The following is an 11383-nucleotide window of genomic DNA, read 5'->3' as shown; positions in this document are numbered from 1 at the left end:
CGAAGCCATTATAAAATTTATGTCCTGTGCTTCATGATCATTTCATTTATGATGGTGACGTTTTGGGCGCTGAAGTTTTTTGAAGATGGCCCTGCCAATGTTTTCCAGTATCAAAGTTTTGAACTCATCATGAGTGGAATTTACTTTGTAGTCACTGGTTCATTTTATTTTTTCTGGCTGAGATCAAGACTTAAACGTTCGGTTCAGGTCTTCGAAGATCACATCCTCGTTCATAATGGTAAACTGAAAGAACCTCTCTACTATGCCGAAATTCAATCCGTGAACCTTGTGTGCTGGTCGATTTTCTATGTAAAGATGAACAATGGTTTTAAGTACTACTTTAATTCCAGTCTTGAACGCGTCGATTATATCTGGGAAGGAATTCATGCCGCTCGTCCCGAACTTGTTTCACAGGAAGAGTTTGAAGCGCAAAGAATTAAACTTGTTCAATACGATCACCACCAGAAGAGAAAAGAATGGTTCTTTAAGCATAAATTGGTAGATGTCTTTAACTGGGCAGTGCTACCGGTAGTGTTTCTGGTTTGTGCTTACTTTGTTCAATCGCGAAATATTTATATTAATCAACAAGGCCTCTATTTCTTCCGTCTCTTTATGTATGCCTTATTGGTGCTCCTCTCAACCACCTTCTTCTACTCACTGGTTCTTAAAAAATTTGTGTTCGATAAGAAAGTAGAAGAACAAATGTCTTCATCTGAAGATAAGATGCGTGACCTTGAATTTGAAGGTGTGGTTCTCCAACGTTCAAAAATTTTCCAATTCGTAACGGCCTGTTTTTTATTGGCGATGGTGATCAGAATGGATGTTAATCTCTATTCTGTTTCGAAAGTAAAAGAGGACCTTGCAAGTTTCAATTTAAAACGAGGCAGTACCATTCTGGTGGATAATCGTTTTAACTGTATTGCTTGTCGATATGAGCTTAAAGATGGTGACCTTGTTCTCTTCGGCCGTGGGACCATTGGCCAGGTCCTAGCGCGTGAAGGCGACATGGTGGGACAAATTGGCCAGGACCCTAATGGACGTACGATCGCCAGCGAAAATGTACAAGAAGTCCCGCGCGGTCACCTTGCAGTAAAGTCGAGTAACGGCAAAGACATTGTCTTTATTAAAATAGAAGACCTAATCGGTAAAATACAAAAGTAATGCAGAAATTTTGAAAGCTCTTAGAATAGTAAGTGAATAAATCACTTATCTTTCTAGGAGCTTTTTGCATGAAATTTGCCCAGCTTTTTCTTTTAATTCTCGCCTTCCTTATGATCAAGCCTGCATCGGCAGATGTTTTGATTGAACCTCTTGTTGGTTTCAATGCGAATTCAAAAATTGAAGTGGATCAGGCGGGGGCCGCTAAAGCTTCTGGTGGTATGGGAATGGGTTATGGTGGTCGTCTAGGTTACTACAACTATGGCTTTTCACTTGGTATTGATTATCTAAAGAGCTCTATTGATATGGATGATAGTGATTTCGACAAAAACGTTGATATCAGTGAATGGGGCGCGTTCGTAGGCTTCAAGTTCCCAATTCTGGTTAAAGTTTATGCTGGTTATATTTTTTCTGCTACAGGTGAAACAAAAGATGAAGCAGGAGATAAAGTAGATTTTAATGACGGTACAGGTGTGAAGGTAGGAGTTGGTACAACTCTTCTTCCTTTCCTTGATATCAACTTAGATTTCCGTAAAGGAACATTCTCTGAAGTTAAAAGCGGTGGTGTGAAGACAAACATTGACACTGATTACTCTGCTTACATGCTTTCAGTTTCTCTTCCTTTCAATTTTTAATTCTCGCAGAGGGATTATAGTTAGAACTCTATAATCCCTCTGAAAATTCCCTGATTCTCTTTTTTTCTATTTACTCGAACAACCTCGGCACGGGTTATGAGAGGAAGAATAATAAAGACAATGAAGATGAGAATTTTCATGCAACCGAGTGTGCATGAAAAAAGTTATGTGCTTATTACGGGATGATTACAGATTGGTAAGATAAAAAAGGCCCTCTTTCGAGGGCCCTATAGATTAGCCAGCGGCCTCTTCTTTTAGTTTCGTGATCTCTTCTTCGCTCATATAAAGTCGAGAAGCGAGAGTTTCGTTACCCCAAGCAACGAATGCATCGTCGTGTTGGTACATCGTGATTGTTTCCCAAGGGCAATCCTGAGAACAGTTCTGACAGCCAATACAACGGGCAAGATCAATTTCTACCGTTTGCTGGTAGCTAGGGTTCTTTGGATCTGGTCCTGGAACTAGTTCAATTGAATCAACCGGACAACCGGCAATACACACTTCACAGCCAGTACAACCAGACTGGTGAACTACTGCTAATAGCTTAGGTGGTTTTTTACCTTTTCTCGGTGGCTTAAAGCGCGCCGTATGAAACGGGTTTTCGTATTTTACTTCGTCACTCATGAAGACTTCCTTAAACTTGCAATGAAGCCTATTATACACTCTGGGCCATAAGCTATAAAGCATTTCCTTATGGAAATTGGCCATATATACTGGGCCATGCTAAAGACTTGTTTTAAATAATATATATTTATATTAAGGATCTGTCTATGAATTCGAGAAAATTACGTTTTGTGACCGCCGGAAGTCTTTTCGACGGCCATGACGCTTCAATTAATATTATGCGCCGATTACTCCAATCGAAAGGCGTTGAGGTGATTCACTTGGGTCACAACCGATCGGCCCTGGAAGTAGTGGAAGCAGCTTTGTCTGAAGATGCTCATGCAGTTGCCCTGAGTTCATACCAGGGTGGTCATATGGAATATTTCACGTACGTGCGTGAACTTCTTGATCAAAATGGTGGAAAAAATGTTCGAATCTTCGGCGGCGGCGGTGGTGTAATCACGCCTCCAGAAATTCAAGAGCTTCATAAGCGAGGAATCACTCGTCTGTATCATCCGAATGACGGTACATCACTTGGTCTTAACGGAATCATTGATGACATGATCGCAAAATGCGATTACTCAACACTTGATGGCGTTGATTTCAAATCCCTGGCGGGGAAAAAACTTACTCCTTACCAAATGGCAAAAGTGATTACCTTTATTGAAGATAATCGTGATGTGCCGTTTGATTTTAAACCGAAGAATGTTCCAGTGTTTGGTATTACTGGTACTGGTGGTGCTGGTAAATCATCACTTATTGATGAACTTCTTCTTCGTTTCCACCGCTATTATTCAAATAAGCGCGTGGCCCTGGTTTCTGTGGATCCTACGAAAAAGAAAAACCAAGGTGCTCTTCTTGGTGACCGTATCCGTCTTGGTGCTGCGGTTTATGAAAGTTTCTACGTTCGCTCTCTTGCGACTCGTGACTCATCAAACGAGCTTTCTCCTGAGATCAGAAAAGTTGTGGATTTCTTAAAGTCTCAAGACTTCGATCTAGTTCTGGTTGAAACTTCTGGTATTGGTCAGGCCTCAGATGAAATCACAAAAGTGGCCGATAAAACTCTTTACGTGATGACTCCTGAGTACGGTGCTTCAACTCAGCTTGAAAAAATTGAGATGCTTGAAGTGGCGGACTTTATCGCGGTCAATAAGTTTGAAAAACCTCGTTCAGAAGACGCTCTTCGTGACGTTCGTAAACAATATCGTCGTAACAAACAACTATTTGCCGGTCACCCAGGTGCACCGACTGATGATGAGCTTCCAATCTTTGGAACCATGGCCTCGAAGTTTAATGACGTAGGTGTGAACGCTCTCTTTAAAGAAATCATCAAGGCGATTAACTTTGATTACAATAAAGAGCTCGACATCATCCCAGCTGATCGCGCTTCGACGAAAAAACAATCTATTATTCCAGCGGGAAGTATTAACTACCTTCGCGATATCGCGGCGACGGTCAATTCTTATAACGAAAGAGCAGCGGCATCGGTTGAGAAACTTCGTAAGTACGAGGCCCTTGCTGAAGCTTCTAAGCTAGTTTCTGATTCAAAAGAACTCGTCGCCAAAAAAGCCGAGCTTGAAACAGAACTGGAAGCGGAACTTAAAGAGATCGCCGCTTTTGATAGCGTGATTGATATGTATAAGAAAGGTGAATACACTTACGTGGTTCGTGGGAAAGACATCAAAGTTCCAACCAAGTATGTGTCGCTTTCTCAACAATCAATTTCTAAAGTTGGTTTCCCTCGTCTTCATCATCCTTCGGCGAAACTTCAGTTCATTCGTTCACAAAACCTTCCAGGTTTTTATCCGTTTGCAGCTGGTGTGTTCCCGTTTAAGCGTGCCGACGAAGATCCAAAACGTCAGTTTGCGGGCGAAGGCGGACCGAAGCGTACCAATGCCCGATTCCATTACCTTTCTAAAAACGACAATGCCAAACGTCTTTCAACGGCGTTCGATTCAGTGACTCTTTACGGTGAAGATCCCCATAAGCGTCCGGACATCTATGGTAAAGTAGGTGAGTCTGGTGTTTCGATCTGTATGCTGGATGATATGATGGAGCTTTATAAAGGTTTCGACCTCACATCTCCATCAACTTCAGTTTCGATGACGATTAACGGTCCAGCTCCAATCATTCTTGCGATGTTCATGAACACGGCAATCAATCGCGCTCTTCCAGAAGCTGATCAAGAGAACATGGAGAAGACGGTTGAGATCATGCGCCAGGTGCGCGGTACAGTTCAGGCCGATATCTTAAAAGAAGACCAGGCCCAGAACACTTGTATCTTCTCGCTAGAGTTCGCCCTTAAGATGATGGGTGACGTGCAAGAGTTCTTCTGTAAGCACAAAATTAAAAATTACTATACCGTTTCAATTTCTGGTTACCATATTGCTGAAGCAGGTGCGAACCCTATTACTCAGCTTGCCCTTACTCTTTCAAATGGTTTCACTTACGTTGAGTACTATCTTTCTCGTGGAATGAAGATCGACGATTTCTGTGAAAACCTATCGTTCTTCTTCTCTAACGGTCTAGATCCTGAGTACACAGTCTTAGGACGTGTTGCTCGTAAAATCTGGGCAGTAACGATGAAAGAAAAGTACGGTGCTTCTGAAAAATCTCAGAAATTAAAGTACCACATTCAAACTTCTGGCCGATCTCTCCACGCTCAGGAAATTGATTTTAACGATATTCGTACAACACTTCAGGCGTTCCTGGCGTTGTCTGATAACTGTAACTCTCTTCACACGAACGCTTATGATGAGGCCATCACCACTCCGACTGAGGAATCCGTTCGTCGCGCGATGGCGATCCAACTTATCATCAACCGTGAGTACGGTCTGAATAAGACGGACAATCCACTTCAAGGTTCATACATCGTGGATGAGCTTTCTGACATCGTAGAGGCCGCGGTTCTTGCTGAGTTCGAAAGAATTTCAGACAAGGGAGGTGTGCTTGGTGCGATGGAATCAATGTATCAGCGCGGGAAAATTCAAGAAGAGTCTCTTTACTATGAAACACTAAAAGACTCGGGAGAGTTCCCGATTATCGGTGTGAATACTTACCTTCCAGAGAAGCAGGAAGAGTGGAAACCAATCGAACTTTCTCGTGCTTCTGAAGCCGAGAAGAACGACCAGATTGACCGTCTTCACGCTTTCCAAAACCGTAACAAGGCCCGTTCGGCCGAGTGCTTGAAAAAGCTTCGCGATACGGCCCTGACTGGTGGAAATATTTTCGAGCAGCTTTTAACTGCCGTTCGTTACTGTAGCCTTGGTGAGATCACTTCAGTTCTTTATGAAGTGGGTGGCCGTTACAGAAGGAACATGTAATGAAAAAGGCCAAGGTTTACACACGTACAGGTGACAAAGGCACGACCGGACTTGTAAGTGGTAACAGGATCTCAAAGGCCGATTCTCGAATCGACCTTTACGGAGAACTTGATGAACTTAACTCTCGAGTGGGAGTTGGAGTTTCATACCTTGCCCTCGATGTTGAATTTAAAAATGTGGTGGATTTTCTCCACCACATTCAATCTGCAATATTTGATCTAGGTTCAAACCTCGCCTGTGAGGTAGAAAATCGCGCCAAATACAATCTGCCGCAAATTTCAGATGAATACATCACTGATATCGAGCGTGAGATTGATCGTATGGACGCCGATTTGGAACCACTTAAGAGTTTCATTCTTCCCGGTGGCACGCACGCAGCGGCCACGTTTCATGTGTGCCGAACCGGTGCTCGTAGTGTGGAAAGAAAACTCGTTCATTACTTTGAGACAACGGGTGAAGAACTTCCGCAAAATAGCGCGATCTTTTTAAACCGTTTGTCGGATTATTTCTTTATTCTTTCTCGCTACATTAATAAGCACAAAGGTGTGGCGGAAATCGAATGGAAGCCCCGTAAGTAATCACTGCTTTTTATAAAGCTCTTCGATTCCTGTGATTTGCTCTCCGAGAGTAAAGCGCATCTTTTTAAACGTGACGAAGAAGAAGGCCACTGCAGACATCACACCGGCTCCTAATAAGATGGCCGGCATAAGCTTTCTGCTTAAAGTAAAAATCGGAAAGACAAAGAAGAACACAATCAAAGCACCGTCAAACATGGTGGCGATGAGTGAGCGCATTTTATAACGAGCGCGGATCTCATGCTTATCCAGGCGGATTTTACTTTTGGCCTTTAAGCGCAGGTAAACTTCTTTATCATGGGCCGCAGAATCCGCCGCTTTCTGTATGCGTTCGTGATATTGCTGGTTTTGAATTCGAGCACCTGTGAAGTCCGCTTTTAATGCATAATCTATGCGCTCGTTTTTGGGCCCGGGGAAGGTAAGAATGTCCACTGATTCGGGAGACATTTTTTCTTCTTCGATCGTAATGAGGGTGTCTCCAATGCGGACTTGGTCTCCGACAAAAACTTCGGACTGTTCGATCCGGATACCATTGAGGTAGGTCCCGTTCTTTGAATCTTTATCAGTCAGTTCTAGACGATCACGTTTAAGAAAGAATGAACAATGGTTTCCGCTGATCTTCTGATCTTGAACTTGAATCTGGGCACTACGACTTCTACCGATGTTGACGGTGGTGTTGAGGTCCATTGTATGTTCGGATTGAACACCCTTAGATTTAATTTTGAAAACGACCTTCACTCTATCTCCAGAAGTCTTGGTGGTAGTTAAACTCGCAAATACCTTTCACATTCTGCAGATACTTATGGAGACCTTCAGAGAACTGAAACTCTGGAACCACATAAAGTCCCCAGATGTGAGAGGCCAATAGAATATCATAGGCAGTGAATTTTTCAGAAAGATAATAGGGCCTAAGTTTATTCTCCAGGACTTCCAGTTCCTTCCGGATGTTATCGGCAAATTGAGTCTGTTTTTTTACCAGGTCCTTAAATGGACCTCTTTTTTGTTCTTTTTTCTTTTGGAAATAAGCCCTCGAAGTTTCGTTAAACTCTGGGGTCCAGATCCAATATGGCATGGCAAGTGAATGCACGTCCGAACCTAAGCGGCCAAGAAGTGCCTCAAATTCTGGGTACTCCGGCGAGTTTTTCATTTCCTTGGTCTTGAGCTTATTCTCTTTATCAAGGACTTCGATGATGTCGAGGGATTCGTTCATGGCCTTGCCGTCGATCTCCATAATCGGGAGCATTTTCACACCTGTGAGTTTTATGGGTGTGGTCTCATCATTATAAGGGACAACGATAGACTCATAGGGAAGCTTCAAGAATCCCAGGGCCATGCGTACACGGACACAGAATGGGCAATGAACATAATGATAAAGGGTAAGCTTCATATCTTCCTTAATTGGGTTTCCTTCATTATATCGGTAAGTTATGGAAATTTAAAATACATGACTGAATTCGACGCGGGGCACCCATTGTAATTGTGACCGTTTGGGAGTAATAATGAAACTACAGTGGAGAATTCTATGGAATCACTTATCCAAATTACTGATAAAGCTATTCAACAAATTCAAAATATCGCGAAAACTGATAATCCAGACGGGAAGAAGGGACTTCGTCTTGCCGTAACTGGTGGCGGTTGTTCGGGACTTTCTTATAAGATCGAATTTTCAGACCAAAAAGAGAAAGACAATGTTCTTACTTTTGGTGACGTGAAAGTTTTGATCGATCCAAAATCTGTGATCTACCTTAAAGGGATCGTTTTGGATTTCAAAGATGGTCTTAACGGCAAAGGTTTTTCATTCGATAATCCGAATGCGAAGAACACTTGCGGTTGCGGTGAATCTTTCTCAATCTAATTTATGCTTAATCAATACCGTTTTCATGCGGGCCAGTTCAGTGTTCCTTTAATCGAATTAAAGCTAACGGGTGATGATGTAGAATCATTTCTACAAACTCAATCGACTTTCGACGTAAGTAAACTAGAACCCCATAGCTTTCATCTCGCGAGCTTTCTTGATCCTCAAGGAAGAGTTGAATGTTATGGCTGGATCCTAAAAGATAAAACGGAATTTAGTTTTCTAGCACCTGAAATGATTCTGGATCAGACCCTTGCTCGTCTGAACAAGTTTTTGATCTCAGAAGACGTGACCATCTCTGATCCTCATAAGACTGAAATTCTGGTGATCATCGGACCTCGCGCCCATGAACACGTTTCTACTAAAAAGTTTAAAGGTGAAATTTTTGGGGAAGAGGCCTTCATTCAATTCTCTTCACCGGTTGCGCACTTAAATATTTTAACTGATCATGAAGTCGAAACCTGGCGTGGACTTACGGGTTGGCCAAGTTTTAATGGTTCTGATTACTCTCATCAGATTATCAACAACCTTCGTCTCTTTGATCTAAGTGTTGTGATGAACAAGGGCTGTTATCCGGGACAGGAAACAGTTTCAAAGATCGCCACTCGTAGAGGTGCCGCTTATTCTCCGGTTCTGGTGGAAGTTTCGGAGATGTTAAATCCCGGTGAGATTGAAAGTTTTGAAAAGAAAATCGGAACTGCTCACAAGTGCCTTACGTGGGAAGGGAAGTTCTACCTCGCTTCGGATCTCTTAAGAGATTTCCGAGTGGCGGGCATGAAACTTCATTTCAAGCTTAACGGTAAAGAGCACGATGGTTTTGTTCGCTACTATCCATTGATCTCAGGAAGTGCAGAAGAAAAGGCCCGTGAACTTTTTTACGCCGGTTCTGAACACTTCATGCGGGATGAATACAAAATGGCGGAAGAGAAGTTTCGTTTGGCGATTGATCTTGATCCAAAGTTTGGGGACGCCTATGAAAGTTTAGGTGTGATGCTTGGGCGCTTGGATCGTTATCCTGAAGCAATTGAGATCATGCAAAAGCTTTCTGAAGTTGACCCAACCTCAGTGCTTGCTCACACGAATATGTCTCTCTTCTTAATGAAGATGGGAAAAATTCAAGAGGCCGAAGAACAGAAATCTCAGGCGACCATTAAGTCTTTTCAGATGTTCGGAGCTGAAGCGAAGAACAAGGAAGCTGAAGAGGCCCGTAAGAAGGCCCAACAAAACGAATGGGCGCAACGTGAATCAATGTTTGAGCAGGTCTTAGAAATTGATCCAGAGGACACTCTTGCGAACTATGGTCTTGGTTCAATCGCGGTCGAGCGTAGTGATTGGGAGAAAGCACGAGTTCATCTTGAAAAGGTCCTTGCGGCTGATCCCAAGTATTCTGTGGCCTATCTCGCTTTAGGGCGAGCTTATAAAGGTCTGGGCATGATTGAGGAAGCGAAGAAGATCTGGAAAGAGGGTATTCAAGTTTCAGCGGCCAAGGGTGATCTGATGCCCGCCAATCAAATGCAGCAGGAACTTAACTTTTAATTTTCACAAACAAATCTGCGTCCTGTTGATAACCCAGCTTTTTAAGAAGCTTTTGTCCGGCAATGTTTTTCTCAGGGGCATAGACTTCAAGTTTATTCAGCTGAAGCTGAGTGAAGGCAATGTCTTCAATTGCCTTTAAAGCGCGAGCACCGAAACCTTTCTGGCGATGAGGTTCTAGAATTTTACATTCCACGAGCCCGCTCTGAATTTCACCACGGCGAATATTCATCACACTTACATTACCCAAAAGTTCACCCTCAGCTGTCTTCACGATATAAACGTAAGACGAATCATTGTTGGATTGATTGTTCATCATATCCAGGAAGAAATTGAAGGTACCCTGACTCAACGGCAGAGGAGCAAGAATGGTTTTCCATTCTTCAAAGTGCTTAGATGAAATAGGTTCAAGAACTAAATTTTCATTCATGCTTTGGCGAAATCTTTTTTGGCCTTGGTTAAAGTGGCCTTTAAATCTTTTAGATCTTTCTTGTGCGTTTTAAGCTTCTTCTCCCAGGCCGGAATAAGACGCTTAAAGCGGTTTAACTCTTTTTGTTGCTCTTGAATGAGGTTCCAACCCGTGTCTTTGATGAGACCTTGTTTGCGCGCCCATTTGAGCTCTTCAAAAGTGTAGTTCAACATGTGGAACTCTTCCACGGCCCGCCAAATCATCTTTTCTTTTTCAGTTTTACTGAAGAGGTACCAAATAGAGTCCACTTCTTTTGCTTTCGCTAAATCCGCAAACAATTTAAAGGCCCAGAAGAAAGTGAAATAAGCGTGGTACACACCACGAAGAGGACGCAGGGTTCTTCTCCATGGAGAGTAGTAGATATTATCTACCGGCTCATCAATGAGTTTTCCCAGATTCAAATAATAGTTCAGATGATGGTGACCATTCTCATGCAGAAGATCGTCCATCAGATCCACGAAGTCTCGATGATAGAGATTGATCATCGAATAACCAGGAAGATCCTGGTGAGAATAGCTCACGAGCTCTTCTTGCTTAATCGGAATGATCACATCCGTGAAGGCCTGAAATCTTTCCCATGAAGTAGGAGAGAATTTTCTAATAAGCTTAAGTGCCACTTCAATTCTTTGAGAGAAAAGTTTCATCTCTTTCAGACTTTGAGTCATGAGACGAAGTTCTTTTCCTTCCAGGTGAAGAGTGGTCTCTAGAAGTTTGAGAGTCTTCTTATTTTTTACGTACTCCCCAAGTGAAGTCTGCGCTCGATAGTGGGCAGAGGTCTTAGTGGATTTAAGAATGTGTTTTTCGGCCAGTGCCACCAAATGTTTATCAAAAACTTTCAGGGTCCCTTGTGAGGCCTTACCAAGAATTTGACCGCGGTTTAATGCTTTCAGAAAAACATCCGCGAACTCACTATTGTTCCATCTCTCAAAAACCATTTCTTCATGAGGACCGAAATCTTCTTTCCCAAGATTGGCATCTTGAGCGTTGAAGAAATTATGCGTGTTAATCAGAGTGAGAAAGTGCCAGTTGAAGTTACTGAACTCTTTTAATTCATCTGAATGAATCTCTAACCATCGAGAGAGATCAGTTGAGGGAAGCTTCTTCAAAGTCTTGAGAGACTTCGAGAGTTCCTTCTTATATTTGGCCTTTAAACGTGACTTAAGTTTTGAGTATTGAGGAGTCGTAAAAATCATATGTGAACGCACTTTACTGGAAAATGACTCTGCTGTTTATCA

Annotated in this window: 11 protein-coding genes; 6 read left to right on the top strand and 5 right to left on the bottom strand. The window is 42.6% G+C overall.

Features of this window, described 5'->3' with window-relative positions; genetic code table 11:
* Positions 1–48: 48 nt before the first annotated feature.
* Positions 49–1161, top strand: a complete 1113-nt coding sequence (locus tag ACJVC5_RS04925) for a hypothetical protein (RefSeq protein ID WP_408098259.1) — start codon at positions 49–51, stop codon at positions 1159–1161.
* 68 nt (positions 1162–1229) lie between these two features.
* Complete coding sequence (locus ACJVC5_RS04920; RefSeq protein ID WP_408098258.1) at positions 1230–1793, top strand: hypothetical protein; 564 nt, start codon at positions 1230–1232, stop codon at positions 1791–1793.
* Between the two features lie 234 nt (positions 1794–2027).
* On the opposite strand, the gene ACJVC5_RS04915 is transcribed toward ACJVC5_RS04920, so the two are convergent.
* Complete coding sequence (locus tag ACJVC5_RS04915; protein ID WP_408098257.1) at positions 2028–2414, bottom strand: 4Fe-4S dicluster domain-containing protein; 387 nt, start codon at positions 2412–2414, stop codon at positions 2028–2030.
* Positions 2415–2560: 146 nt separating this feature from the next.
* Here ACJVC5_RS04915 and icmF point away from each other — a divergent pair, with 146 nt between their 5' ends.
* Both icmF and ACJVC5_RS04905 read left to right on the top strand, forming a co-directional pair.
* Complete coding sequence (gene icmF / locus ACJVC5_RS04910; RefSeq protein WP_408098256.1) at positions 2561–5716, top strand: fused isobutyryl-CoA mutase/GTPase IcmF; 3156 nt, start codon at positions 2561–2563, stop codon at positions 5714–5716.
* Entirely contained in the window at positions 5716–6294 is a 579-nt protein-coding gene (locus tag ACJVC5_RS04905) for a cob(I)yrinic acid a,c-diamide adenosyltransferase (protein WP_408098255.1), read from the top strand. Before icmF ends, ACJVC5_RS04905 begins: the two co-directional genes overlap by 1 nt.
* On the opposite strand, the gene ACJVC5_RS04900 is transcribed toward ACJVC5_RS04905, so the two are convergent.
* Positions 6295–7029 (bottom strand): FHA domain-containing protein, encoded by a 735-nt coding sequence (locus ACJVC5_RS04900; protein ID WP_408098254.1) that lies wholly within the window; start codon positions 7027–7029, stop codon positions 6295–6297.
* A 1-nt stretch (position 7030) separates the two neighbouring features.
* Positions 7031–7678 carry a glutaredoxin 2 gene (gene grxB, locus ACJVC5_RS04895; RefSeq protein WP_408098253.1) on the bottom strand — a complete coding sequence of 216 codons (648 nt, stop codon included), beginning with the start codon at positions 7676–7678 and terminating at the stop codon, positions 7031–7033.
* A 135-nt stretch (positions 7679–7813) separates the two neighbouring features.
* On the opposite strand from grxB, the gene ACJVC5_RS04890 reads away from it, so the two are divergent.
* Both ACJVC5_RS04890 and ACJVC5_RS04885 read left to right on the top strand, forming a co-directional pair.
* Positions 7814–8146 carry a HesB/IscA family protein gene (locus ACJVC5_RS04890; protein ID WP_408098252.1) on the top strand — a complete coding sequence of 111 codons (333 nt, stop codon included), beginning with the start codon at positions 7814–7816 and terminating at the stop codon, positions 8144–8146.
* Positions 8147–8149: 3 nt separating this feature from the next.
* Entirely contained in the window at positions 8150–9682 is a 1533-nt protein-coding gene (locus tag ACJVC5_RS04885; protein WP_408098251.1) for a tetratricopeptide repeat protein, read from the top strand.
* Here the strand turns inward: ACJVC5_RS04885 and ACJVC5_RS04880 are convergent.
* A complete protein-coding gene (locus tag ACJVC5_RS04880) occupies positions 9672–10109 on the bottom strand; it encodes a GNAT family N-acetyltransferase (RefSeq protein WP_408098250.1) in 438 nt (145 codons plus the stop codon). The genes ACJVC5_RS04885 and ACJVC5_RS04880 overlap by 11 nt on opposite strands.
* Positions 10106–11341, bottom strand: coding sequence for an aKG-HExxH-type peptide beta-hydroxylase (locus ACJVC5_RS04875; protein ID WP_408098249.1), 1236 nt, complete (start codon positions 11339–11341; stop codon positions 10106–10108). The genes ACJVC5_RS04880 and ACJVC5_RS04875 overlap by 4 nt, the downstream gene beginning before the upstream one ends.
* Positions 11342–11383 lie beyond the last annotated feature (42 nt).

Source organism: Peredibacter sp. HCB2-198, from assembly GCF_045999315.1.
Classification (GTDB): Bacteria; Bdellovibrionota; Bacteriovoracia; order Bacteriovoracales; family Bacteriovoracaceae; genus Peredibacter.
The sequence above is the reverse complement of the archived record's forward strand: the minus strand, read 5'-3'. Positions and strand labels throughout refer to the sequence as shown.

Excerpts from the sequence above, each read along its gene's own strand:
- ACJVC5_RS04920 (WP_408098258.1), top strand. The coding sequence starts at position 1,230 with ATGAAATTTGCCCAGCTTTTTCTTTTAATTCTCGCCTTCCTTATGATC.
- ACJVC5_RS04875 (WP_408098249.1), bottom strand. The coding sequence starts at position 11,341 with ATGATTTTTACGACTCCTCAATACTCAAAACTTAAGTCACGTTTAAAG.
- ACJVC5_RS04925 (WP_408098259.1), top strand. The coding sequence starts at position 49 with ATGATGGTGACGTTTTGGGCGCTGAAGTTTTTTGAAGATGGCCCTGCC.
- icmF (WP_408098256.1), top strand. The coding sequence starts at position 2,561 with ATGAATTCGAGAAAATTACGTTTTGTGACCGCCGGAAGTCTTTTCGAC.
- ACJVC5_RS04915 (WP_408098257.1), bottom strand. The coding sequence starts at position 2,414 with ATGAGTGACGAAGTAAAATACGAAAACCCGTTTCATACGGCGCGCTTT.
- ACJVC5_RS04905 (WP_408098255.1), top strand. The coding sequence starts at position 5,716 with ATGAAAAAGGCCAAGGTTTACACACGTACAGGTGACAAAGGCACGACC.
- ACJVC5_RS04890 (WP_408098252.1), top strand. The coding sequence starts at position 7,814 with ATGGAATCACTTATCCAAATTACTGATAAAGCTATTCAACAAATTCAA.
- ACJVC5_RS04885 (WP_408098251.1), top strand. The coding sequence starts at position 8,150 with ATGCTTAATCAATACCGTTTTCATGCGGGCCAGTTCAGTGTTCCTTTA.
- ACJVC5_RS04880 (WP_408098250.1), bottom strand. The coding sequence starts at position 10,109 with ATGAATGAAAATTTAGTTCTTGAACCTATTTCATCTAAGCACTTTGAA.
- grxB (WP_408098253.1), bottom strand. The coding sequence starts at position 7,678 with ATGAAGCTTACCCTTTATCATTATGTTCATTGCCCATTCTGTGTCCGT.